Below are 23,457 nucleotides of genomic sequence, written 5' to 3' on the forward strand. Positions count from 1 at the left end.
ATAAAAAGGATGCATTGCATGCATCCTTTTTATTCTGCAATTTTTTCTAAGTTACCGTTTCGATCCATGCGGAAAGATGTTTGTGAGCGTTCCTCATCATCCATTACTGCTAATTTACGAGCACGGTTCATAATATTCATAAGTGTTTCGTAATCCTCTTGTACAGTATGAGATTGTTGTTCTAATTTTTCTAGTTTCTTTTCTAGTTCTTCATTTCGAAGGATTTGCGTTTTAATTTCTTGTTTCAATCTCGTATTCTCGTTTTCAAGAGCTGTTACTTTTATATTTGAAGATCCAACTGTTTGTAAAAAGTAAATAACATCTTGCATTGTTATTGAGCTTTTTGGAGCAGGGACAGTCGGCTTTTGATATGGAGTAGCTTCTGTATATTGAACAGCTGTTTCATACGGTACGTGTTCTTCATAATCAGTTATCGCCGCCGCTGAAGCTGGTGGTGTGTAAAGCAAACGTTTTTTTGTCTGTTCACCGCCCGCAGCACGCATTTTATCTTTACGATGTTTTTTTGCTAGTTGAAGAGCTTGTTCATAGCTATAGCGAACAACAGCATTCCAGCGGAAACCACAAGCAGCAGATGTGCGATTTAACTGATCTCCTACTTCTTCAAAAGCATTTAATTGAGTACTTCCTTCTCGAACATGGCGAAGCACCGTTTCAGCAAGTAATAAATCGTCCTCGTCTGTCCAAGCATCTTGTCTTACTTTCATAGATTCAACTCCCTTTCTTTTTATGAACTTCCTATTTTTATAATGGGCAAAAAAATGAGCTTTTATACAAAGCTTTTAAAAATATGGTAGATTTCAATGAAGAGAAGAAATGTGGCTATGAATGATGAAAGCTTTTGAAGGAGAAAATATAAAAAATAGGTAGCTTTATATAGGAATAGAGCTACGCCCGGAGACTTGCAACAAGCTTCAAAGAGCGGTAAAATACCATTTAGTGTTTATTTTTAAATGTACTTGTGAAAAGTTTAAAATAGAGGAAGTGTTATATATAATGGGAAACGAATTTCGTGTGTGTGATGATTGTCAGGCAACGAACGTTAAAACGTTGATTCCGAAGTTAAAAAAAGTAGATTCATGTGCAACGATTGAGGTTGCATGTCAGTCTTACTGTGGCCCTGGTCGTAAAAAATCATTCGCGTTTGTAAATAATCGTCCAGTTGCGGCTCCAACAGAAGACGAATTAATTGTAAAAATTGAAGCAAAATTAAATAAGTAAGAAAAAGAAGAGTGAACAGATTACTCTTCTTTTTTTATGTCCATAAGATAGCGTTTTGTATGAATTCGTATTTCAAAATAATGGTTGACAGTCTTTTGACGTGGTAGGTAGAATAGAAAGTGTCTGATTCTGATAATCATTATCACGAAAAAGGTCAATTCACCTAATTTTTTTATTATTATTTGAGAATAAATTTCATTTTATTAAATATATGTTGTTGGTTAGGATGGTTGAGGGATGGAAGCGAGCGCAAGGAGTATAGAACAGCAAGATGTGAATGTTAAAGAGATTAAGAGCAGACCGCTCGTTGCTTCTATTATTTTAATAGCAGGCACAATTTTGTTAGCTTTAAGTATGGCAGTTTCTATTTCGTTTGGTGCAGCAGATATTAGTTTAAAGACCGTTTGGCAAGCTGTATTTCAGTTTGATGGTTCCATAACGCACCATAACGTAATTCAAGAACTTCGCATGCCTAGAGCAATAGGGGGCGTAGTTGCAGGTGCTTTTTTAGCGGTATCAGGTGCAATTATGCAAGGTATGACACGAAATCCACTTGCATCTCCATCGTTAATGGGGATTACAGATGGTGCTGTATTCGGAATTGCAATTATGTATGCATTCTTCCCTAATTCACCTTATTTAATGTTTGTTATCGCATCTTTTATTGGAGCTGCGTTTGGAGCGAGCATTGTATATGGTATTGGGTCTTCTTCACCAGGTGGATTAACGCCTGTAAAATTAGCTTTAGCAGGTGCAGCAATTAGTGCTTTATTAGGGGCAATTTCATCTGGAATTGCATTGTATTTCAACCTTGCCCAAGAGGTAAGTATGTGGAATGCAGGCGGTGTTGCCGGAGTGAAATGGCAAAGTATTAATATGTTAGTACCGATTGGTCTTGTTTGTCTCATTATAGCAATTATGATGTCGAGATATATCACAATTTTAAGCTTTGGTGAAGAAATTGCGATTGGACTTGGTCAAAATACGACATTAATTAAATTTATCGGAACAGTACTTGTTCTTGTATTAACAGGTTCTGCGGTTTCTATGGCAGGATCAGTTGGATTTGTTGGACTTGTAATTCCGCATATGACTCGTTTCCTTGTAGGCTCAGATTATAGATGGGTTATTCCATGTTCTGCGGTCTTAGGTGGATTGCTAATTGAATGTGCAGATATGTTATCTCGCGTTATTAATCCACCATTTGAAACGCCAATTGGAGCAATTACAGCGCTAATTGGGGTGCCATTCTTCCTCTACTTAGCACGTAATGAAGGGAGAGGAAAGATGTGAGGACGAGCGTCTTAACAAAAAAGAACGTTTCTATTTTAACGATTTTAGTAGGATTAATTGTTGCTGTATTTTTAATAAGTTTAAATACAGGAACATTTAAAATTCCTCCAATAGATGTATTAAAGTCACTAGTTGGATTGGGTGCAGAAGATCAATCTGTTATTTTATTTGAATTTCGTATGCCGCGTATGGTTATTGCTATATTAGTTGGTTCTGCATTAGCTATGTCAGGTGCAATTTTGCAAGGGCTATCACGAAACCCACTTGCTGATCCAGGTATTATAGGTATTAACGCCGGAGCGGGATTAACAGTTGTTGTATTCGTCTACTTTTTCTTTGGAAAAGTTGGAACTGGTACATTTTTATCTGTATTTATCCTTCCATTCTTCGCGCTAGTTGGTGCGATATTAGCAGCGATTATTATTTATTTACTAGCATGGAAAGACGGTGTTTCATCAACTCGATTAATTCTTGTTGGTATCGCTGTTGCAGCCGGATTTGGTGCGGTTAGTTTAATTTTCTCTATGAAGATGACATCTAACGACTTCCGTTTTGCAACGATTTGGTTGGCAGGAAGTTTATGGGGAACAGATTGGAAGTTCGTACTAAGTGTACTCCCATGGATGATTATTTTCTTACCACTTGCCATTAGTAAAGCGCACATATTAAATGTAATGAATTTAGGCGACTCTACAGCAGTTGGCCTTGGTGTAAACGTAGAAAAGGAAAGACGTAAATTATTATTTATTGCAGTTTGTTTAGCTGGTGCATCTGTTGCGGTGGCGGGAGGCATTGGTTTTATCGGTTTAATGGCTCCGCATTTAGCGAGACGCCTCGTTGGTGGTAAACATCAAATTATGTTACCAACGGCTGCATTAATAGGAACGTTCTTGCTTTTATTTGCAGATGTAATTTCAAGAAGTGTGTTACCAACTTCAGAAATACCGGTCGGTCTTGTTATTTCTGTAATTGGCGCACCATATTTCATATATTTACTTATGAGGACAAAATAAAGGGAGGCTTTTTGTATGGCAACTTTAGCAGTTGATGCGGTATCTGTTGGGTATAATGAAGGGTTAATTATAGATGGATTAACAGTTGAAATTCCGGAAGGACAAATTACAACGATTATTGGACCAAATGGTTGTGGGAAATCCACATTATTAAAAACGGCTTCTCGTATTTTGAAAGCAAAACGAGGTACTGTTTATCTTGATGGAAAAGCAATTGAGAAACAGCCAACGAAAGAAATCGCAAAGAAAATGGCGATTTTACCACAAACTGCAGAAGTGCCAACAGGCCTTACTGTGTTTGAACTTGTTTCATATGGACGTTTTCCTCATCAAAAAGGATTTGGAACATTGAAAGAAGAGGATTATCGCTACATTCATTGGGCACTTGAAGTGACGGGGATGACAGAATTCGCAAATCGTCCAGCAGAAGCTTTATCAGGTGGTCAACGTCAACGTGTATGGATTGCGATGGCTCTTGCACAAGGAACAGATTTACTTGTGTTAGATGAACCAACAACATACTTAGATATGGCTCATCAACTTGAGATATTAAACTTACTGAAGAAGTTAAACAAAGAAGAAGGCAGAACGATTGTTATGGTTATTCACGATTTAAATCATGCTTCTCGTTTCTCTGATCATATGATTGCATTAAAAGCAGGTAAGTTAATGAAACAAGGAACGCCAGATGAAGTTATGACGAGTGAAACACTTCGTAACGTATTTGAGATTGAAGCGCAAATCGTTCCATGTCCAGTAAACTGTAAACCAATTTGTTTAACATACGATTTAGCGATGATTAATAATCAATTGCGTAAAAAAGCATAATTAATAGAATTTCCCCCTCTTAAAGAGGTGAGAGGGGGAGTTCTAATGGACGTTGAGCTTACCCACGGATGGGAAGTTGAACGCCCGTTAGAACGGGTTATAAACAACAATTAATAAAAATATATTAATTAAATGTTGTTTCGTTTCTTATAGTTACATGCAAATTATAAGAGAAATACAGCTAGAAGGAGTCGGAATATGAAGAATTTTAAAATGGCACTATTAGCAATGGTACTAGTTGTTACTTCTGTACTATTTGCAGCTTGTTCTAACAAAGAAGAAGAAAAGAAAGCAGATGCGAAAACTGAAGAGCGCACTGTACAACACGCAAAAGGGGAAATTAAAATTCCTGCAAATCCAAAGAAAATTGCTGACCTTAGTGGTTCAACAGAAGAATTATTAATTTTCGGTATGAAACCGATTATTACTGCAAATACAACACAAGAAAAAATTGATTCACATATTGAGAAGAAATTGAAAGATGTAAAACCGGTTGGTTCTGCGTGGGGCGATAAAATTAACATCGAAGCAGTGGCTGCTGCAAAACCAGATTTAATTATTGTAAACAATCGTCAAGAAAAGATTTATGATCAATTATCTAAAATTGCACCAACAGTTATGTTAAAAACTCCATTAGACCAATGGCGTCCAAAATTCGAAGAAGTAGGTCAAATCTTCGGTAAAGAGAAAGAAACAAAAGAATGGTTCAAAAAGTATGATGAAAAAGCAAGCAAATTACATGACAAAATCGTTGCTAAAACTGGCGATGCAACATTCATGAAAATGGCTGCATATCCAAATGCATTCCGTGTATACGGTGACTACGGTTACGGTAGCGTAATCTTTGGTGATTTAAAATTACCAGCAGTTAAAGGTACACCAACTGATAAACCGTTAGTACAAATACAAAAAGAAGCTTTAATTGATTACAACCCAGATTACTTATTCGTATTTACAACTGGTGACGGTTCTCAGCGTCTAAAAGAATTCCAAGAAGAATCAATTTGGAAAAATATGAACGCTGTTAAAAACAACCATGTATTTACAATCAGTAATGAAGATGTAAACAAAGGATACTTCCCACTAGGTAAAGAAATGATCCTAGACGAAGTTACTGAGTTCATTTTAGGAAAATAATATATAAAGAAAAATCACCTTTGCTTTGGTAAAGGTGATTTTTCTTTATATAACAGGAATTAATATAGTCTTTCATTTCTTTCTGTTTCCTATATCGTTTATAATATATAGTAAGAATGCAGTAAAGAAAGGGGGATGTCGGAAAGTGGTATATTTAAACGACAAACTCAGCGAAACAAAAGTGTTTAAAGACCCAGTACATAAATATGTACACGTGCGTGATCGCGTTATTTGGGATTTAATCGGAACGAAAGAATTTCAACGCTTGCGCCGTATTAAGCAGCTTGGTACGACATTTTTTACATTTCACGGTGCAGAGCATAGTCGCTTTACTCATTCGTTAGGTGTATATGAAATTATTCGTCGTATGATTGATGATGTGTTTGATGGCAGACCGAACTGGAATGCTGAAGATAGATTGTTATGTTTATGTGCGTCATTACTTCATGATGTCGGTCACGGCCCATTTTCTCACTCGTTTGAAAAAGTATTTTCGTTAGATCATGAGAAATTTACGCAAAAGATTATCGTTGGTGATACGGAAATTAATCGTGTGTTAAGCCGTGTGGATAAGGATTTCCCGCAAAAGGTAGCAGATGTAATTGCGAAAACATCTACTAATAAATTAGCGATTAGTATGATTTCGAGCCAAATTGATGCCGATCGTATGGATTATTTATTAAGAGATGCATATTTTACTGGTGTAAAGTATGGGAACTTTGATATGGAACGTATACTGCGTGTCATGCGCCCGTACGGTAATCAAGTTGTCATTAAAAATAGTGGTATGCATGCTGTAGAGCATTATATTATGAGCCGTTATCAAATGTATTGGCAAGTATATTTTCATCCGGTAACACGTAGTGCAGAAGTAATTTTAACGAAGATTTTACACCGAGCTAAATCACTGCATGAGAAGTATTATGCGTTTAAAAATCATCCTGTTCATTTCTATTCTTTATTTGAAGAAGAAGTGACAGTAGAGGATTATTTAAAGTTAGACGAGAACGTAATGTATTATTACTTCCAAGTATGGCAAGACGAAGAAGATCCGATTTTAAGTGACTTATGCCGCCGTTTTATGAATCGAAATCTATTTAAATATGTAGAGTTTACAGATCAGCACGGTTTAGATAATTGGATGGAGCTAAGTAGCTTATTTAAAAAGATTGGACTCGATCCAGAGTATTACTTAGTTGTGGATTCAACATCGGATTTACCGTATGACTTTTACCGCGCAGGAGAAGAAGAAGAGCGTCTGCCAATCTTACTTCTTATGCCGAACGGGGAACTTAGAGAGCTTTCGCGTGAATCGGATATTGTTGAGGCGATTACAGGTAAGAAGCGAACGGATCAAAAGCTATTCTATCCGCATGATTTAATCTATGAAGATGGAAGAAAAGGAAAATATAAAGAGAGAATTATCGAGTTGTTAGAAGGAAAGAAATAAGAAGCAGCTAAGAGCTGCTTCTTATGAAAAAACTTGAAATTATTTGTCGCTTAAGCGTTTTCCGCCAACTGCATAATGGTTTTTAGACATTTCTTCGATGAAAACAACGATGTTTTCTTCAGGAGCACCAGTTGTTTCGCTTACTGCTGCTGTTACTTTCTCAGCAAGAGCTTTCTTTTGTTCTTCTGTGCGTCCTTCTAGCATTTTCACTGTTACGTATGGCATGTATAATCGCTCCTTTTATGTAAGTTACACTCTTATTATAGCGGATTATGAGGAAGAACAATCGGAAAAACAAATAATTTCTTTTTTTGACATATGGAAGAGGAGATGAGTTATGGATCAGTTATTTAGATACCCATTGCAACAAATTCCATTGGTAGCAATGGCAATTATTATTGCGCTATCTGTGCATGAATTTGCACATGCGTATGTTGCATATAAATTTGGAGACGATACAGCGAAAAAGCAAGGACGTTTAACGTTATCACCGATGGCTCATTTAGATCCTATCGGTATGATTGCTGTACTAATTCTTGGATTCGGTTGGGCAAGACCAGTACCTGTTAACCCGTATAACTTTAAAAGACCGCGTCTTGCGGGAATATTAGTTTCTATTGCGGGACCGATAAGTAATCTTATCTTAAGTGCAATTGGTTTAATTATTTGGTATAGCTTAATAACGTTTGGTGTGTTAGATGCGATGCCACTTGCAGTAGCAGATACGCTGGATCAATTTTTCCAAATTTTTATTATGCTTAATATTGTTTTACTTGTATTTAATTTATTACCAATCCCGCCACTTGATGGTTATCGCGTTGTGGAAGATTTAGCACCAGCAAATATTCGTGCGAAAATGACACAGTATGAAAAGTATGGATCAATTGCGTTATTAATTCTTGTTATTACACCGCTTAGCAATTACACAATTCAACCTATTTTCAATGTTGTTATTCCATATGTATTAGTATTTTTACAAAATATCATTGCGCCTATTTTCAGGCTTTTTTAATCATTAAGCGAGGAGGAGTTTACATATGACAGAGAAAAAGAAAAAAATCGGTTTTAATATCGTGAAAAATGATTCAACAGATGGACATGGTGGTTTTGGCGTTGGGGCATTAAGTTTAGAAAATATTTCTCCTGTATTTGTTGATGTATTAGAGAAAACTGCGTTCGTTGATATCGGTGCGATGCATGCGCGTAGTACAGTAGAAAAAGGAATTAAGTTTTTAACAAATAAAGATGAAGTTCCAAACGGAAAACCGTTTTGGCTTGTTTGGGTAACAATTGAAAGAACACCAAACGGTGCTTATTACGCAGGTGCAACAGCCTGTGAAATGACAGTTGATCGTGAAATTCGCCGCGGATATAAATCACTTCCAGAGCATGTAAATAAAATGGATAAATCACTAAAGCGTCACATCATGATTGATCATATGGATGAATCATCTAAAAAAGTACTTGGTACATTCTTAAAAGAGCATAATGAAGCAATTTGGAACGAATCTAGTGAAGAATTGCGCCACGCATTATTAGGCGAATAAAAATAGCTGACGAATTTCCGTCAGCTATTTTTTTACCACGGGAGATATTTTTTCCACCAACCCGCTTTTTTCTTCTCTTCACTAACCTTTTCGAACTCTTCCTTATCATCAACGTGATCCATACAATACTCTGTTGGCTCTGTACCTTTTGCGAAATACATTTTCACAGAAATGGGACAATTTTTTGTAGCAATCTTACCGTTTTCAGGATTAACATCGACTGCAACAACATCTGCTGGTTGTTTGAACTCTTGTTTAGGCTGTCCATCTAATCCTTTTTCCATTGTATCGGTCCATATTTTTTTTGCGTATCCTTGTTCTGCTACGTTTGAAATGGATTTAGGTTGATCGTATCCAATCCAAACCCCTGTTACGAGCTGCGGGGTAAATCCAATCATCCAACTATCAGTTTCTGTAGAACCAGACTTTCCAGCATATGTTCTTGATAGTTTTGATAACATCGATTGACCGGTCACAGCGGCATAACTGCTTAGTTTTTTATTAAACATACCTGCCATCATTTCTTCCATCACAAAGGCTTTGCTTTTATCTAGAACTTGTTTACTTTCTAAATGAGCATCGTATAGCATATTTCCTTCATGATCAACGATGCGCCTTATAAAGATTGGTTTTACTTCTTTCCCGCCGTTTGCAAACATGCTATAAGCATTGACCATTTCAATTGGTTTTACAGGAGATGTGCCGAGAGCAAGAGACGGAACATCTTTTAATGCGCTAGTAATACCGAATTGCTTCGCTGTTTTTGTAAGAATGTCTTCGCCTAAAAATAGATTTGTCTTCACAGCATATACGTTATCAGAAACAGCGAGTGCTTGTGCCATTGTCACAAAGTCGTCTGCATAATAGTTTTTATAATTTTTCGGTTTATATTTGGAAACACCATCACCTAAAGTGAATACAGTGTATTCGCTTTTTAAGCGCGTAGCAGGGGTGAATCCTCGTTCTAAGGCTGCGTAATATAGGAATGGCTTAAATGTAGATCCGGGCTGACGAGCGGCTTGTGTAGCTCTGTTAAATTGACTCGTATTATAATCAGTTCCACCAACAAGGGCAGCCACTTCACCCGTTTTTGGATTCATAGAGACGAGGGCAGTTTGGATGTTTGTTGTTTCAGGTATATGATTTTTTACAGCTTGCTCTGCTACAGATTGTAATTTAGGGTCTAGGGTTGTATAAATACGTAAGCCACCTCGCTGTAAGGCTTGCTCATCTAATCCGATATCCCGAAGAAGAGAAGCTTGTACAGCATCTTGGAAATAAGGTGCGACCTCTGCCACTTTTTTCGTATCTAATGAGGCGAAAGTTAGCGGTTCCTTTTTTGCCGAGGCAGCTTGCTGTTTTGTAATATAACCTTGTTCTACCATTTCATCTAGTATGAGAGATTGACGCCCTTTAGCACGCTCCTCTTTTAAAAAGGGAGAATAAAAGCTAGGTCCTTTCGGAATGCCTGCGAGCATACTAGCTTCTGCTAATGTTAATTCTTTTGCAGTTTTATCGAAATACAGGCGAGAAGCAGCTTCGATTCCGTAAGCACCATGCCCGTAATAAATTGTATTTAAATATCCTTCTAAAATATGATTTTTATTATAGTTCACTTCAAGGCGAACGGTATACATTGCCTCTAATAGTTTACGCTTCCACGTTTTATCATGATCTAAGTATAGGTTACGAGCATACTGTTGTGTAATAGTACTAGCACCTTGTACTTTTGCCATTGCTTTTAAATCGGCAACAATGGCACCAACAATGCGCTTTATATCAAATCCATGATGTTTGTAGAATCGTTGATCTTCAATAGATAGTGTTGCCTCTTTTACATAAGGAGAAATTTCATCAAGAGATACATTATAGCGCTTTTGTGTTTCATTACTTTGTCCTATAACAGTGTCATCATTAGCGTAAAAGACACTCGTTTGCGGCACTGCAACAGGGGGAGGCCCCATAATTTTTGCAGCTATAATGATAATAAAAAAGGAAAAAACGAAAAAAAGAACACAAGAAAACATTACGGTGAAGAAAAGACGTTTATATTTTTTAAGTTTTGGATTCATAGTTTGATCCATCTTTTTCAGCCCCTCATTAATACAAGCATTATTGTATTAGTATTGAGGGTTTTCGTTTATTTTAAACAATGAAATTTTGAAAACAAAAAAGCCCCTTCAATTAAGAAAGGAGCTCAAAGGCACGTGCTGGCCAATCGGTAATGATGACATCTACACCATAGTCAATCATAGTTTGTAAATCTTTATATTCATTAATAGTGTAAGGACGAAAAACGTATCCTTGCCCCTGTGCTAATTGGACAAACTCTTTCGTTAATAATTGAAAGTTTGGATGTAATCCAGTCGCCTCGCGCCTTTTTGCTTCAGCAATAGGATCTGCAAGTGGTGTATCGTACAAAATCGCTCTTGGAATTTCTGGAGCAATTTCTGCTAATAATGAAACGGAATCGTGGTTAAATGATGAAAATACAATTTGATTGGATAGATGATATTCACGAACAAGAGCAACAACTTTTTCTTCAATATTTGGATAATGAAGAACATCTGTTTTTAATTCAATGTTAAGTTGTAAATTTGTTGTAGAGAGCCAAATAAATACTTCTCGTAATGTTGGGATTTTCGCCTCATGGAAAGAAGGATTTTTATGGCTACCAGCATCTAAAGCTTGTAATTCCTCTACAGTTTTCTCAGAAACAAGTCCCACGCCATTTGTTGTGCGGTCCACCGTTTCATCATGAATAACAACTAGTTCACCATCTTTTGATAGATGAACATCAAGTTCAATTCCGTGAGCACTAATGCGTTCAGCCTCTTGGAAGGCAATCATCGTATTTTCTGGATGTGTTCCTTTTACCCCGCGGTGAGCGAAAATAAGTGGTTTATTCATGTGAAAATCTCCTTATCATCTCTTTTCTTTCATTATGAAACTGCTTTGAGAAAAATACAATTCATATGACAAACATTTACAAAAGTATAACAGTTGCACAAAAGTTAACGTTAACGTAAAATGTAATAATTGGTGAAGGGAGGAATACACATGTATAAAATTGATGAAGTAACAAAGCAAGTTGGTTTAACAAAGCGTACACTTCGTTATTATGAGGAAATTGGTTTAATTCATCCCCCAGAACGCAGTGAAGGGAACATTCGCCTGTATACAGACGAGGACATTGCGAGAATTAAAAGGATTGTGGAAGCGAAAGAAGTACTAGGAATTACGCTTCAAGAAATGCAACATTTCTTATCGTTAAAAGAAAGAATGGAACAAAGAAGAAACAGTGAGAATCCGCGTGACCGTGAAGTGATTCAAGAAATTAAAGAGATGCTTGAAAAACAAGTGCAAACGTTAGACGAAAAAATGGAGCAAATGCAGCGTGTTAAGGCAGAGCTAGAGGATAGTTTAAGCCGTGCAGTTACATTTTTAGAGAATACAAAAGGAGAGTAATCAAAATGGAGAGCAAACAAAAATTAGGGAGATTGATTACAGTGGTGGCTACCTTCCTTGCCTTTTCAGGTATAGGAGTAGTCGACCCAATTTTACCAAGTATTGCTGAACAAATTGGTGCTTCGCATTGGCAAGTCGAGATGTTATTTACAGCATATATTTTAACGATGGCAATTATGATGTTACCAGCTGGAATATTTGCATCAAGATTTGGTGATAAACGAATGATGACGATCGGTCTTGCGATTGTAACTGTATTTGCATTTATATGTGGTATATCGCAAACGATTGCTCAATTATCTCTTTTCCGCGCGGGGTGGGGATTAGGAAATGCGATGTTCTTCGCAACGGCGATGACATTATTAATTGCATTAAGTAAAGAAGTTCATGAAGCAGTAGGGTTATATGAAGCAGCTATCGGTTTAGGGATGGCAGGTGGACCTTTATTAGGCGGTATATTAGGTGGACATTCTTGGCGTTACCCATTTTTTGCGACGAGTATTTTAATTTCTTTAGCATTTATTTTAGTTTTCTTTTTTGTAAAAGAACCGGAGCGAAAAGTGAAGCGTAAAGCAGCAGGCGTAGGTGAATTACTTAACCTGGTGAAGTATAAACCGTTTATGCAAGGTGCCATTTCTGGGATGTTATATTACTACGGATTTTTCGTCGTGTTAGCATATTCACCACTTATTATGCATTTATCTGCTATTCAATTAGGATTTGTATTTTGCGGATGGGGATTAGCATTAGCTTACGGATCAGCAATTTTAGCGCATAAGCTAGAAGGTAAATATGAACCAAAAACATTGTTAAAAGGTAGTTTACTCGTATTTGCGATTTTCTTAATTGCACTATTCTTCGTTAAAATTATGTGGTTACAAATCGTGTTAATCGTTCTATCAGGATTAGCATCAGGCTTAAATAACGCGTTATTTACAAGTTATGTAATGGATATTTCACCTTATGAAAGATCTGTTACATCAGGTGTTTATAACTTCGTTCGTTGGTTAGGGGGCGCGATTGCTCCAATTTTATCAGGAGTCATCGGTCATACAGTTTCACCACAAAGTCCGTTTTTAGTCGGTGGAATTGTTGTGTTAGTTGGTTGCGTAATGATCTTAATTCCGATTCGTAAACCGGTAGAAATAGAGACAAAAACCCTTTCTTAAGAAAGGGTTTTCTTTCCTATTACAGAGCAATCCCTTTTCACATATATGTTAGAACCCTCTGACTAAAATATATTTTCGGTATTTTTGTACTTTTAACTATACTTTTTGGATGTTTTGTTTTATTTTTGTTAGGGGACATTAATGATGTCCCTATTATAAATTTGCATTGAAAGGCGTGATTGTACGATGGAACTATGGTTCACTGAAAAACAAACAAAGCATTTTGGAATTACGGCGCGTATTAACCGCACATTACATACGGAGCAAACAGAATTCCAAAAACTTGATATGGTTGAAACGGAAGAGTTCGGAAACATGCTTATTTTAGATGGCATGGTTATGACAACAGAAAAGGACGAGTTCGTTTATCATGAAATGGTAGCGCACGTACCTTTATTTACACATCCAAACCCTGAAAACGTATTAGTAGTAGGTGGTGGCGATGGTGGTGTTATTCGTGAAGTATTAAAACACCCAAGCGTAAAGAAAGCAACTCTTGTTGAAATTGATGGAAAAGTAATTGAGTACTCTAAACAATACTTACCATCAATTGCAGGCGCATTAGATGATGAGCGTGTAGAAGTAAAAGTAGGAGACGGTTTCCTACACATCGCAGAAAGCGAAAATGAATATGACGTAATTATGGTAGATTCTACTGAGCCAGTAGGCCCAGCAGTAAACCTATTTACAAAAGGCTTCTACGCTGGAATTTCTAAAGCGTTAAAAGAAGATGGTATTTTCGTTGCTCAAACGGACAACCCTTGGTTTACACCAGAACTAATTACAACTGTGTTTAAAGACGTAAAAGAGATTTTCCCAATTACTCGTCTATACACAGCAAACATTCCGACGTATCCAAGTGGACTTTGGACGTTCACAATCGGATCTAAAAAACATGATCCATTAGAAGTAAGTGAAGAGCGTTTCCATGAAATCGAAACGAAATATTACACAAAAGAATTACACAATGCAGCATTCGCATTACCGAAATTTGTTGGCGATTTAATTAAGTAAGAGCGTTAAATTGAAATAAATAAAGTGTAAGTAACTCATTTAAGGTGTTTGTCTAGAAGGCTTGAACATGCTAGTTACTTACACTGCTACAAATGAAGTAGTCTTCTTGTGATAACAAGAAGGCCCAGGTAAATCGAGAAAGAGGAGCAATGCGCTCCAAATTTGAGAAATAGTGAAAGGTTGGGATACCTTAAGTTCCACATAAGGAGGAAAAGAATATGCGTTTTGATGAAGCTTATTCAGGTAAAGTATTTATTAAAAGTCATCCAAGTTTTGAAGAGTCAGAGGCAGTTATTTACGGGATGCCTATGGATTGGACAGTAAGTTTCCGTCCAGGATCTCGCTTTGGCCCTGCACGTATTCGTGAAGTATCAATCGGTCTTGAAGAATATAGTCCGTATTTAGATCGTGAACTAGAAGAGATAAAATATTTTGATGCGGGTGATATCCCATTACCATTTGGGAATCCACAGCGCAGCATAGACATGATTGAAGAATATGTAACAAAACTATTAGATGCCGGTAAGTTTCCACTAGGTCTCGGCGGAGAGCACTTAGTGTCTTGGCCAATTTTTAAGGCAATGGCAAAAAAATATCCGGATTTAGCAATCATCCATATGGATGCTCATACTGATTTACGTGAGTCATATGAAGGAGAGCCTTTATCCCACTCTACACCAATTCGTAAAGTGTGCGATTTAATTGGTCCGGAAAACGTATATTCTTTCGGTATTCGTTCTGGAATGAAGGAAGAATTCGAATGGGCAAAAGAAGTAGGTATGAACTTATATAAATTTGACGTATTAGAACCGTTAAAGGAAGTATTACCGAAACTTGCAGGACGCCCAGTCTATGTCACAATTGACATCGACGTATTAGACCCAGCTCACGCTCCTGGAACAGGAACATTAGAAGCTGGAGGTATCACATCTAAAGAACTATTAGAGTCCATCGTAGCAATTGTAAATTCAAATATAAAAGTAGTCGGAGCAGACTTAGTAGAAGTAGCTCCAGTCTACGATCATAGTGATCAAACACCAATCGCAGCAAGCAAATTCGTGCGGGAAATGCTGCTCGGTTGGGTTAAATAAAAGCGTAGGCGGCTCGCTCAGAATGTGAGAGGGATGGAGCTTCAGACGTAGAGGCGTTTTTTGCCTCGAAGGAAGAAGCGAAGCCATCAATCATTCTAGCCACTGTAGCTGGATAAAGTAAAAGTGAAGCCGACTCAAAAAGTGTTTTGAGCCGGCTTCTTTTATTAATAGGTAGGTTATTATTGTCTTATTTAGTAGTTAAGTCGATATACGCGGAGTTGTGTTCAATATAATTTCACTTACCGTCACGCGACATAAAAAAGAGCTATTCTCAAACGATGAGAATAGCTCCCTTTCTTTACGCAACTTTCTCTTCCGAAGTAATTCCGCGAATTTCATCAGCAGAACGGATTGGATATTTGCGGAACACAATGGAACCGACGTATCCAACAATAGTGGTAACGATTCCACATAATACGGCAGCAATCGTTACTTTTATTACATCATTAAATCCGAACAGTACGAGAAGTCCTGGAATTGGTGATGCTGTCCCTGGTGCATTATTAACGAGCTGGAACAGCGACGTAATAATACCGGCAAGCGCACCGCCAACAAAGTTTGTCATATAGATAGGAATTGGATTTGCTGAGACAACATCGGCCTGTGTTAACGGCTCGATTGCCACGGCGATTGTATCTTTCTTTGAACAGATTTTTAGTCGTTTAAAGAAAATGAAGTTCATTGGGGCAGAAGCTGCTACGGCAAGACTACCAATTGCCATTGGTAAACCAGTTAATCCAAGCATTGCAGTTAGTGCCATAGAACTTAATGGAGATGTAGAAATAACTGTTATTAATCCACCAAGCATAATACCCATAATGATAGGACTTTCTGTAGTTGCAACTGAAATCATAGAACCGATTTTACCGAGTGTTGCGTTAACGAGTGGATCCATAAGCATGGCCATTCCACGTGAAATTGGTGCGGCAATACATAGGATTGCTAAAAATTCTACACCAGCTGGTAATTTCTTTTCGAGAAATTTCACGACGAAAGCACAAACGTATCCAGCGAAAAATCCTGGTAAAATACCGAATCCACTAGTAGCTATACCGATTAAAACAGCGTATACGGGTGAAACACCGATTGCTAATGCGACTAAAATTGCCGCTGCGACACCGCTCATACTACCAGAAGCTTCCCCTACTGATTGTAAAAAGTCATTATGAAACATTTCTCCACCAATATAACGGTGAAATGCTTCAATAAGAAAACTTGCGATTGCTGCATTAGCTAAAGCGCCCATTGCTTTCATTCCGTAAGGCGCACGGTAACTGAAAAGTGTAAATAGACAAAGTACAACAAGTAATAGTGCTAAACCTTGCAAGATAGCCATTTGAAAACTGTCTCCTTTGATTTTTGTAATAAAAATTTGTATCATTCAATAATAATATAAAAGTTTGTTAAACGGAAAAATTTTTTATTGGGAAATTGCTGTAAGGTGAAAAACTCTTACAATAATGTAAGGAAAGTGTAAGGCATTTCGATAGAGTATAGTATGCCTTTTTTCGTATAATACAGGTATAGACATACGGCTAGTGAGAAAGCAGTGCAAACAGGAGGCGCATTTATGAAATTGGTAATTAAAGTTTTAGCTGTGTTCGCCATTATTTTAGGTGGAACAGCATATTATTTAAACACGAAAACAGAAGGTGTGCATGCTTTTGTAGACAACTTCTTTTCAAATAAAGAAATACAAGATTATTATGCTGTTATAGATAAAAGTGAGAAAAAAGACGATGAATATTTGTATACATTTAAAGGGTATACAGAAGATGGAAAGTTACAAGTTATTAAAAGAATGGTGAACCGTGAATTGCATACGGGTGCTTTTATAAAAATTTATGCAAAAGGTATGCAGGGAAAAGGATGGGCTGAAATCTCGAAAGAATCAATCCCGCAAAAAGCGTTACAAAAAATAGAAAAACCATAAAAGGAGCGAATCGTTCGCTCCTTTTTTAGTGCGTTAAAATGGTGATAGCTGAACTTTCTTTATTAGAAATGATTTTTGCCCTTCCGCCAATTGGGAAAGTAAAGATTGGAGTTGTATGTCCGAAACTGGCATTCGCAATAATAGGGATATGAGCAAGTTCAGGCTTTGAAGCAATCATTTCTTGAATGTCCTCTATCATACATTCTGCTCCTTTTTGCATTCGTCCTATAAGAATGCCTTTTACATGTTCAAAGTCAGGTTGCTGCATAAGAGAATGTAAATATCGATCAAAAGTTTTTAGGGTAGATTTTCCTGTTAAACTATCCTCTTCAAGAAATAAAATTTTGCCCTGTAAGCTTGGCATATATGGTGTACCTTGCAGTAAATTAAATGTGCTCATATTGCCACCAATAATATCTCCCATCGCTTCCCCTTCTTGAATTGAAACATATCCTTCATTTTTAATAAATTCTCGATTTTCTTGATCCATATACCAAGAGTCATCGCTCCAAGTTTCAGCTGGTAGTATTTCAATAGGTTCATGAGAAGTTAAGCACTTTAAAAAGTAATCGGTCGTATAATCGAGCCCTTTCTCCATTCCAAATGAAGAGAAGTGAGGACCTGAATATGTAACTAAGCCTGTTTTAGCATAAATCGCGTTACTTAAAGCGGTAATATCAGAATAACCGCAGAAAATTTTCGGATTTTCTCGAATTAAATCATAATCGAGATGTTTCAATAAACCATTAGAGTTGTATCCGCCAAGTGTCGTCAAAATAGCTTTTACATTAGGATCTCTAAATGCTTCGTGGAGGTCTTGAACTCGTGAAGAAATAGAAGAGGAAGCGAATCGATCTATCTCATCAGCATATTTTGAGAATGTAACTTGAAAGCCTATGTCGGTTAATCTTTTTATAGCAAGGTCTCTGTTTTCATTTGAGACAATACTTAAACTACAAGATGGTGAAATAACCCTTATTTCATCACCTTTTTTTAATTTTGTTAGTAGCACCAAATTCACCCCTTGAAATGAAAGAATATTCAGATTTAAAAAATATTTTAACATATGAAATAAAGTGAAGGTGAATTATTTTTTGAAAAGGAGTTTTCCTGATTTTTCAGCAGACAGACAGAGTCTTTTTTTGATATGATAGGAAAAGTGATTTATTATAAGTAGTATTTAATATCTATAACATTTGAAGGGTGTGCAAGACGTGAAGAAACAACTTGCAGGCTTGCCGGTACACGTTCATTTCGTAACAGAAATCCGTGAAGGGGCGAGGAAGGAAACCGTTGCTTTTGAAGCAAATGGTCAATACTATGTAAAAGGTCAAGGTACATATATAACATTCCAAGAGCCGAACGAACAAGGCGAAGTGAAAACAATTATTAAAATTCAAGATGAACAAGTTCTCATTATGCGTTCAGGTGCTATTTCTATGCGTCAGACGCATGTGAAAGGTGAATGGACAACTGGTACGTATACGAGTGAACTTGGTACGTTTGCATTGCAAACGAAAACTGATAACGTTCTTTTTAAATGGTCGGATGAAAAGAAAAAAGGACAACTCTTCTTAACGTACGCATTGCTTCTAAGTGAACAAGAAGCTGGCAGATATACAATTACACTTAATTTGAAGGAGGCAAAATAATGAATTCTTTAGAACAAGTAAAAGGATTGATTAAAGAAGAAATTCAAGCTGCTGTATTAAAGGCAGAACTAGCGACAGAAGAACAAATTCCAAACGTTGTATTAGAATCTCCAAAAGATAAAACAAATGGTGACTTCTCTACAAATATGGCAATGCAACTTGCACGCGTTGCGAAAAAAGCACCTCGTATGATTGCAGAAGACTTAGTTGCAAACTTCGATAAAGCAAAAGCTTCTATTGAAAAAATTGAAATCGCTGGTCCTGGTTTCATTAACTTCTACATGGATAATAGCTACTTAACAGACTTAATCCCAACAATCGTCAACGCTGGTGAAGCATACGGTGAAACGAATACTGGTAAAGGTGAAAAAGTACAAATTGAGTTCGTATCTGCGAATCCAACAGGTGATCTTCACTTAGGACATGCACGTGGTGCGGCAGTAGGTGACACTTTATGTAACGTATTAGCAAAAGCAGGATATGATGTATCTCGTGAGTACTACATTAATGATGCTGGTAACCAAATTCATAACTTAGCTCTTTCTGTTGAAGCTCGTTACATGCAAGCTTTAGGTTTAGAGAAAGAAATGCCAGAAGACGGTTACCATGGTGCGGACATCATTGGAATCGGTAAACGCTTAGCTGAAGAGTTTGGCGATCGTTATGCAAAAGTTGATGCAGAAGAAAGCTATGAATTCTATCGTTCATACGGTTTAAAATATGAGTTAGCAAAACTTCAAAAAGATTTAGCAAGCTTCCGTGTTAACTTCGATGTGTGGTTCTCAGAAACATCATTATACAAAAACGGAAAAATTGATCAGGCTCTTGCTGTATTAAAAGAGCGTGACGAAATCTTTGAAGAAGGCGGAGCAACTTGGTTCCGTTCAATGACTTACGGTGACGACAAAAACCGTGTATTAATTAAAAATGACGGTTCTTACACATACTTAACGCCAGATATCGCTTATCACCGTGATAAATTAGAGCGTGGTTTCGATAAGCTAATCAACATTTGGGGTGCTGACCACCACGGTTACATTCCTCGTATGAAAGCTGCTATTCAAGCACTAGGTTACGATAAAGAAACACTTGAAGTAGAAATCATCCAAATGGTACAACTGTACCAAAATGGTGAAAAAATGAAAATGAGTAAGCGTACAGGTAAAGCAGTTACACTTCGTGAGCTTATGGAAGAAGTAGGCGTGGACGCAATGCGATACTTCTTCGCAATGCGTAGCGGTGATTCTCATTTAGACTTCGATATGGACTTAGCTGTATCAAAATCTAATGAAAACCCAGTATACTATGCACAATATGCACATGCTCGTGTATGCAGTATCCTTCGTCAAGGTGAAGAGTTAGGATTAGCTACAGGCGGAGATGTAAATTACAAACTTGTTACTTCTGAGAAAGAAGTAGAGTTACTGAAAAAACTTGGTGAATTCCCGGCTGTAGTTGCGGATGCAGCGCAAAAACGTTTGCCACACCGCATTACAAGCTATGCATTTGAATTAGCAGCAGCATTACACAGCTTCTACAATGCAGAAAAAGTATTAAACCAAGATAACTTAGAATTAAGTAAAGCTCGTTACGAATTAATGAAAGCAGTACGCACGACACTTCAAAATGCATTAGCAATCGTAGGAGTATCTGCACCAGAAAAAATGTAATAAAGAAAAGCGGAGCCGACTGTTTAGTCCCAAAGGCTAAGGTTCTTAGACGGAAGGGATTAGGAGGCAGAGCTCGCTTTAAATAAAAGGCAATCACACGATGTTGTGATTGCCTTTTTGTATGGAGATAATAAAAAAATTATCAAACAAAAGGAGAATTTGCGTCGTCTTATATAAATGACAGGGGGGTTAAGATGGAAGAAAAGGTAGAAGAATTAATTGATATATATATAAGCAAATATATTCCCTATGCTATAAATTAGCGAAAACGAAAGACAAGGGGAAGGGATAAAAGAGTTGAAGGAGATCTGTGAATCGAAAAAAGGTGTTTTTACAGTTACATTAAAAGCAAATGAAAAGTATGTGTTTAATATAAGTGGTGTAATGGTGAAAGATGGATTTGTAAAAGTAAATTGGAAAGAGAAATAAAAGAGGCCCTGTAAAGGACCTCTTTTCTATTGAATAGTATAAGTAACAGAAAAGCTAACAGGACTATAGTAAACGTAAGGTGCATGAAATTGAACGTACATATTTCCATCTGTTTTTGCAGTGAAAATTCGGCCGTAACCATCAGAATAACGCCCAATAAGGTTATGATTTGAGTCATAAACACTGTAACTAGGAGTTTTGCTGTTAGGTTGAATTGTTAGCTCTTGTCCCTTTTGAAGGAAAATAGGTTCTTGTTCAGAACTAGCTCCAGTTTGCAAAGAATAAAATTTTGTAAAGCTTTGTTCTTGAGCGGCAGCAGCGACTTTTGTTTCAGGAATAAACGCGGTAGCGCCAGTAATTCCTGTTAAAGTTAATGCGCCGGCTAAAATCATATTTTTCATAGTAGAAAAGCCTCCTTATTAGTTGTAATCATTTTTGTTACAGTTAATATTGTATACGATAATGAATAGGAAAAAATATGCTTTTATGCATATATATTTTTTCTCAATAAAAGACCACTAATTAAATCAGTGGTCTTTTAAATGATTAAGCAGCTTTTTGTTCAGTTTGAGCAACAGGTTTTTGAAGGGTGTTATAAACACCAGTTCCGATAACTTCTAATGCCATTTTCATACGTTCTGGTGAAATGTTCTCAAATACATTATCTTGAGGCGTGTGATATACCTTTTCGATATGATAGATTAATGGATTCCAACTATCGACACCCATCCAAATAAATAGTGCAGAAGGAATACCCACTTCAGCAAATGGTACGTGATCACTAGAGCCGAATTTTCCTTGAAGAACGAGATCATTATTTAATTGTTTACCTGCTTGTAAGGCAGCATCTGTTACAAGGTTCGTTGATCCATCAGGAGTCATTGCATATAAATTCTTTGCTTTATCATAATTTGTTGCAACCATGTCTGCGTTAAAGACACCTAAAATTCGATCACGTTCTTTTTGGGACAGACTATTAACATAATAATCAGAGCCAAGTAAGCCAGTTTCTTCAGAACCAAAAGCAATAAAACGAATTTCTTTATCAGTTTCTACATTTTGAAAAGCACGAGCTAATTCTAATACTAATCCTGTACCAGAAGCATTGTCATTTGCCCCAGGTGCTCCAACGACACTATCATAGTGTGAACTTACAACAACAGCTTTTTCATTACCTGTACTATTTTTTGGTTTCTTTTTAGCGATGACATTTAAGGATGTTAAATTAGATTCATGTCTCGCTTTTAGGGAAAGAATTGTTGTCTCTTTTTTAGCGATTTCTTCTTTAAATGCATTTCCTTGAGCATAAGCAAGACCGAAGACAGGGATAGCCTGTTTTTTAGTTAAGCGAGGATTGAAAGTTTGTCCATAGTTTCCGCGTCCGCCAATTAAGCTGTATAAAAGAACACCTTTTGCCCCTTTACTAACAGCATTTTCAACCTGTTTATTATAATCTGCTACTGTTGCACCTCTTTCGAATAAAACAATTTTTCCGTTTACCTCATTTGGAATATCGTCTAATTTTGTACCACCTTGAACAAAGATAAGCGGAGCTGTAACAGCTTCTGTAGAAATTAGTGCATTTGGAGCAGCACCAGCTTGCCAATTACGCTTTGTCCCTAATGGTGATTCGATAAATCCAACGTATTGATCCGGCACTTGAAAGGGCTGATACTCTACTTCATATCCCATTGATTTAAGCTTCATACCAACATAGCGAGAAGCCCATTCTTCTGATTTTGTACCACCCGGACGGGGACCGATTGTTTCGGATAAGAAACGGATATGCTCGATGGCGCGGTTTGCATCAACTTGTTTTGTAATAGGTGGAGTCTGTGTAATTTCTGACGTGGAATCAGCTTTTGCTTGCCCGATTGGAGCTAAGCTAACGGCGAGTGATACAGCAAGCAAGGAGCTTACTATTTTTTGTTTCAGTGATTTTCTCATTTTTTCCTCTCCCATTCTTCTATTCTCTCTGACTGACAAAAGAAGACGGATAACGACTATATCCCGCATTAACGGGCAGTAAAACCCCCATCTCAAAATTCGGCTGTAAAGCAAAGAAGTTAGATGGGAGATCAACTGCCCGTAAAAGCCCGATTGGTTCAACTAATAATCAATGAGGGATGGAAAAAACCCTCACTGATTAAAGTTTCACTTTATCTTACCTTTATATATCTGAATTTTCAATAAATATATGTTGAGAAATAAAAAACGCTATATGCACATTTGCATATTTTCGGCGGATGTATGTATGCTATCATTTTAAATGAAGGTTCGCTTTCTGTTCTGAAGGCTCCTACATTGCATGAATCTAGTGTACCCAAACTTTAGATTATGTAGGGAAAAGGGACCCGTTATAGGGTTTCTTTTCTTTTTTTTTGTTTCAATCATGTGATGGTAACTATGTTTCCGCATTTCATAATTGTCATCAGTGATATATGTAAGGCATCCATATGAAAATACGAGGCTGTTCAAGAGTTTTCCGTACTTTTGGACAGCCTCACCCCGTTAAAAAGACGAT

Annotated in this window: 23 protein-coding genes and 2 pseudogenes; 17 read left to right on the forward strand and 8 right to left on the reverse strand. The window is 37.0% G+C overall.

What is annotated here, in order from left to right; all coding sequences use genetic code 11:
* Positions 1–29 precede the first annotated feature (29 nt).
* Positions 30–725 (reverse strand): RsfA family transcriptional regulator, encoded by a 696-nt coding sequence (locus tag MKX66_RS20405; protein ID WP_002016365.1) that lies wholly within the window; start codon positions 723–725, stop codon positions 30–32.
* Between the two features lie 289 nt (positions 726–1,014).
* Between MKX66_RS20405 and MKX66_RS20410 the strand changes: the two genes are divergently transcribed.
* From MKX66_RS20410 to MKX66_RS20435, 6 genes are all read left to right on the forward strand, one after another.
* On the forward strand, positions 1,015–1,239 hold the full coding sequence (locus tag MKX66_RS20410) for a DUF1450 domain-containing protein (protein ID WP_000526075.1): 225 nt from the start codon (positions 1,015–1,017) through the stop codon (positions 1,237–1,239).
* A gap of 237 nt (positions 1,240–1,476) precedes the next feature.
* Complete coding sequence (locus tag MKX66_RS20415) at positions 1,477–2,532, forward strand: FecCD family ABC transporter permease (protein WP_000388282.1); 1,056 nt, start codon at positions 1,477–1,479, stop codon at positions 2,530–2,532.
* Positions 2,529–3,545 carry a FecCD family ABC transporter permease gene (locus MKX66_RS20420; protein WP_012262062.1) on the forward strand — a complete coding sequence of 339 codons (1,017 nt, stop codon included), beginning with the start codon at positions 2,529–2,531 and terminating at the stop codon, positions 3,543–3,545. Before MKX66_RS20415 ends, MKX66_RS20420 begins: the two co-directional genes overlap by 4 nt.
* 15 nt (positions 3,546–3,560) lie before the next feature.
* On the forward strand, positions 3,561–4,373 hold the full coding sequence (locus tag MKX66_RS20425) for an ABC transporter ATP-binding protein (RefSeq protein ID WP_002034935.1): 813 nt from the start codon (positions 3,561–3,563) through the stop codon (positions 4,371–4,373).
* Between the two features lie 198 nt (positions 4,374–4,571).
* Positions 4,572–5,510 (forward strand): ABC transporter substrate-binding protein, encoded by a 939-nt coding sequence (locus MKX66_RS20430; RefSeq protein WP_002138981.1) that lies wholly within the window; start codon positions 4,572–4,574, stop codon positions 5,508–5,510.
* A 145-nt stretch (positions 5,511–5,655) separates the two neighbouring features.
* Complete coding sequence (locus MKX66_RS20435; RefSeq protein ID WP_341086978.1) at positions 5,656–6,960, forward strand: HD domain-containing protein; 1,305 nt, start codon at positions 5,656–5,658, stop codon at positions 6,958–6,960.
* 39 nt (positions 6,961–6,999) lie between these two features.
* On the opposite strand, the gene MKX66_RS20440 is transcribed toward MKX66_RS20435, so the two are convergent.
* The gene (locus MKX66_RS20440; RefSeq protein WP_001147171.1) at positions 7,000–7,185 is read right to left on the reverse strand and encodes a 2-hydroxymuconate tautomerase; all 186 of its coding nucleotides are present in this window, start codon (positions 7,183–7,185) and stop codon (positions 7,000–7,002) included.
* A gap of 112 nt (positions 7,186–7,297) precedes the next feature.
* Here MKX66_RS20440 and MKX66_RS20445 point away from each other — a divergent pair, with 112 nt between their 5' ends.
* Complete coding sequence (locus tag MKX66_RS20445) at positions 7,298–7,972, forward strand: site-2 protease family protein (protein ID WP_002016358.1); 675 nt, start codon at positions 7,298–7,300, stop codon at positions 7,970–7,972.
* 25 nt (positions 7,973–7,997) lie between these two features.
* Positions 7,998–8,507, forward strand: a complete 510-nt coding sequence (locus tag MKX66_RS20450; protein ID WP_002016357.1) for a YwhD family protein — start codon at positions 7,998–8,000, stop codon at positions 8,505–8,507.
* A 32-nt stretch (positions 8,508–8,539) separates the two neighbouring features.
* On the opposite strand, the gene MKX66_RS20455 is transcribed toward MKX66_RS20450, so the two are convergent.
* Both MKX66_RS20455 and MKX66_RS20460 read right to left on the reverse strand, forming a co-directional pair.
* Positions 8,540–10,591, reverse strand: coding sequence for a transglycosylase domain-containing protein (locus MKX66_RS20455; protein ID WP_002143907.1), 2,052 nt, complete (start codon positions 10,589–10,591; stop codon positions 8,540–8,542).
* A gap of 100 nt (positions 10,592–10,691) precedes the next feature.
* On the reverse strand, positions 10,692–11,417 hold the full coding sequence (locus tag MKX66_RS20460; protein WP_341086981.1) for a glycerophosphodiester phosphodiesterase: 726 nt from the start codon (positions 11,415–11,417) through the stop codon (positions 10,692–10,694).
* A 150-nt stretch (positions 11,418–11,567) separates the two neighbouring features.
* On the opposite strand from MKX66_RS20460, the gene MKX66_RS20465 reads away from it, so the two are divergent.
* From MKX66_RS20465 to speB, 4 genes are all read left to right on the forward strand, one after another.
* Entirely contained in the window at positions 11,568–11,975 is a 408-nt protein-coding gene (locus MKX66_RS20465) for a MerR family transcriptional regulator (protein ID WP_002016353.1), read from the forward strand.
* A gap of 5 nt (positions 11,976–11,980) precedes the next feature.
* The gene (locus tag MKX66_RS20470) at positions 11,981–13,144 is read left to right on the forward strand and encodes an MFS transporter (RefSeq protein WP_002016352.1); all 1,164 of its coding nucleotides are present in this window, start codon (positions 11,981–11,983) and stop codon (positions 13,142–13,144) included.
* A 186-nt stretch (positions 13,145–13,330) separates the two neighbouring features.
* Positions 13,331–14,158 (forward strand): polyamine aminopropyltransferase, encoded by an 828-nt coding sequence (gene speE, locus MKX66_RS20475; protein WP_000424693.1) that lies wholly within the window; start codon positions 13,331–13,333, stop codon positions 14,156–14,158.
* A 218-nt stretch (positions 14,159–14,376) separates the two neighbouring features.
* Positions 14,377–15,249 (forward strand): agmatinase, encoded by an 873-nt coding sequence (gene speB / locus MKX66_RS20480; protein ID WP_341086983.1) that lies wholly within the window; start codon positions 14,377–14,379, stop codon positions 15,247–15,249.
* A 298-nt stretch (positions 15,250–15,547) separates the two neighbouring features.
* On the opposite strand, the gene MKX66_RS20485 is transcribed toward speB, so the two are convergent.
* Positions 15,548–16,585 (reverse strand): PTS sugar transporter subunit IIC, encoded by a 1,038-nt coding sequence (locus tag MKX66_RS20485; RefSeq protein WP_002068536.1) that lies wholly within the window; start codon positions 16,583–16,585, stop codon positions 15,548–15,550.
* 234 nt (positions 16,586–16,819) lie between these two features.
* On the opposite strand from MKX66_RS20485, the gene MKX66_RS20490 reads away from it, so the two are divergent.
* Complete coding sequence (locus MKX66_RS20490; protein WP_002130097.1) at positions 16,820–17,182, forward strand: YxeA family protein; 363 nt, start codon at positions 16,820–16,822, stop codon at positions 17,180–17,182.
* 25 nt (positions 17,183–17,207) lie between these two features.
* Here the strand turns inward: MKX66_RS20490 and MKX66_RS20495 are convergent, their stop codons facing one another.
* On the reverse strand, positions 17,208–18,248 hold the full coding sequence (locus tag MKX66_RS20495; protein ID WP_341086984.1) for a S66 family peptidase: 1,041 nt from the start codon (positions 18,246–18,248) through the stop codon (positions 17,208–17,210).
* 148 nt (positions 18,249–18,396) lie between these two features.
* Between MKX66_RS20495 and MKX66_RS20500 the strand changes: the two genes are divergently transcribed.
* The 4 genes and pseudogenes from MKX66_RS20500 to MKX66_RS20515 all read left to right on the forward strand — a co-directional run.
* Complete coding sequence (locus MKX66_RS20500) at positions 18,397–18,834, forward strand: DUF1934 domain-containing protein (protein WP_002089794.1); 438 nt, start codon at positions 18,397–18,399, stop codon at positions 18,832–18,834.
* Positions 18,834–20,504: an arginine--tRNA ligase gene (gene argS / locus MKX66_RS20505; RefSeq protein WP_326996691.1), complete on the forward strand. Its 1,671-nt coding sequence runs from the start codon at positions 18,834–18,836 to the stop codon at positions 20,502–20,504. Before MKX66_RS20500 ends, argS begins: the two co-directional genes overlap by 1 nt.
* Before the next feature lie 105 nt (positions 20,505–20,609).
* Positions 20,610–20,781: pseudogene (locus tag MKX66_RS20510) on the forward strand (RNA polymerase sigma factor); the annotation flags it as partial.
* A pseudogene (locus tag MKX66_RS20515) lies at positions 20,775–20,933 on the forward strand (anti-sigma factor); the annotation flags it as partial. The pseudogenes MKX66_RS20510 and MKX66_RS20515, both read left to right, overlap by 7 nt.
* Positions 20,934–20,959: 26 nt before the next feature.
* On the opposite strand, the gene MKX66_RS20520 reads toward MKX66_RS20515, so the two are convergent.
* Together MKX66_RS20520 and MKX66_RS20525 are read right to left on the reverse strand one after the other, a co-directional pair.
* On the reverse strand, positions 20,960–21,334 hold the full coding sequence (locus tag MKX66_RS20520; RefSeq protein WP_000794128.1) for a hypothetical protein: 375 nt from the start codon (positions 21,332–21,334) through the stop codon (positions 20,960–20,962).
* 145 nt (positions 21,335–21,479) lie between these two features.
* On the reverse strand, positions 21,480–22,880 hold the full coding sequence (locus MKX66_RS20525; RefSeq protein WP_002089791.1) for a M28 family metallopeptidase: 1,401 nt from the start codon (positions 22,878–22,880) through the stop codon (positions 21,480–21,482).
* Positions 22,881–23,457 lie beyond the last annotated feature (577 nt).

The sequence above is a fragment of the Bacillus sp. FSL R9-9530 genome, assembly GCF_038008145.1.
GTDB classification, from domain to species: Bacteria; Bacillota; Bacilli; order Bacillales; family Bacillaceae_G; genus Bacillus_A; species Bacillus_A mycoides.

Bases quoted from the DNA above. Each gene is read 5' to 3' on its own strand.
- MKX66_RS20415 (WP_000388282.1), top strand. From the start codon at position 1,477: ATGGAAGCGAGCGCAAGGAGTATAGAACAGCAAGATGTGAATGTTAAA.
- MKX66_RS20490 (WP_002130097.1), top strand. From the start codon at position 16,820: ATGAAATTGGTAATTAAAGTTTTAGCTGTGTTCGCCATTATTTTAGGT.
- MKX66_RS20410 (WP_000526075.1), top strand. From the start codon at position 1,015: ATGGGAAACGAATTTCGTGTGTGTGATGATTGTCAGGCAACGAACGTT.
- MKX66_RS20445 (WP_002016358.1), top strand. From the start codon at position 7,298: ATGGATCAGTTATTTAGATACCCATTGCAACAAATTCCATTGGTAGCA.
- argS (WP_326996691.1), top strand. From the start codon at position 18,834: ATGAATTCTTTAGAACAAGTAAAAGGATTGATTAAAGAAGAAATTCAA.
- MKX66_RS20470 (WP_002016352.1), top strand. From the start codon at position 11,981: ATGGAGAGCAAACAAAAATTAGGGAGATTGATTACAGTGGTGGCTACC.
- MKX66_RS20450 (WP_002016357.1), top strand. From the start codon at position 7,998: ATGACAGAGAAAAAGAAAAAAATCGGTTTTAATATCGTGAAAAATGAT.
- MKX66_RS20525 (WP_002089791.1), bottom strand. From the start codon at position 22,880: ATGAGAAAATCACTGAAACAAAAAATAGTAAGCTCCTTGCTTGCTGTA.
- MKX66_RS20405 (WP_002016365.1), bottom strand. From the start codon at position 725: ATGAAAGTAAGACAAGATGCTTGGACAGACGAGGACGATTTATTACTT.
- speB (WP_341086983.1), top strand. From the start codon at position 14,377: ATGCGTTTTGATGAAGCTTATTCAGGTAAAGTATTTATTAAAAGTCAT.
- MKX66_RS20520 (WP_000794128.1), bottom strand. From the start codon at position 21,334: ATGAAAAATATGATTTTAGCCGGCGCATTAACTTTAACAGGAATTACT.
- MKX66_RS20460 (WP_341086981.1), bottom strand. From the start codon at position 11,417: ATGAATAAACCACTTATTTTCGCTCACCGCGGGGTAAAAGGAACACAT.
- MKX66_RS20495 (WP_341086984.1), bottom strand. From the start codon at position 18,248: ATGTTAAAATATTTTTTAAATCTGAATATTCTTTCATTTCAAGGGGTG.
- MKX66_RS20440 (WP_001147171.1), bottom strand. From the start codon at position 7,185: ATGCCATACGTAACAGTGAAAATGCTAGAAGGACGCACAGAAGAACAA.
- MKX66_RS20465 (WP_002016353.1), top strand. From the start codon at position 11,568: ATGTATAAAATTGATGAAGTAACAAAGCAAGTTGGTTTAACAAAGCGT.
- MKX66_RS20485 (WP_002068536.1), bottom strand. From the start codon at position 16,585: ATGGCTATCTTGCAAGGTTTAGCACTATTACTTGTTGTACTTTGTCTA.
- MKX66_RS20455 (WP_002143907.1), bottom strand. From the start codon at position 10,591: ATGGATCAAACTATGAATCCAAAACTTAAAAAATATAAACGTCTTTTC.
- MKX66_RS20425 (WP_002034935.1), top strand. From the start codon at position 3,561: ATGGCAACTTTAGCAGTTGATGCGGTATCTGTTGGGTATAATGAAGGG.
- MKX66_RS20430 (WP_002138981.1), top strand. From the start codon at position 4,572: ATGAAGAATTTTAAAATGGCACTATTAGCAATGGTACTAGTTGTTACT.
- speE (WP_000424693.1), top strand. From the start codon at position 13,331: ATGGAACTATGGTTCACTGAAAAACAAACAAAGCATTTTGGAATTACG.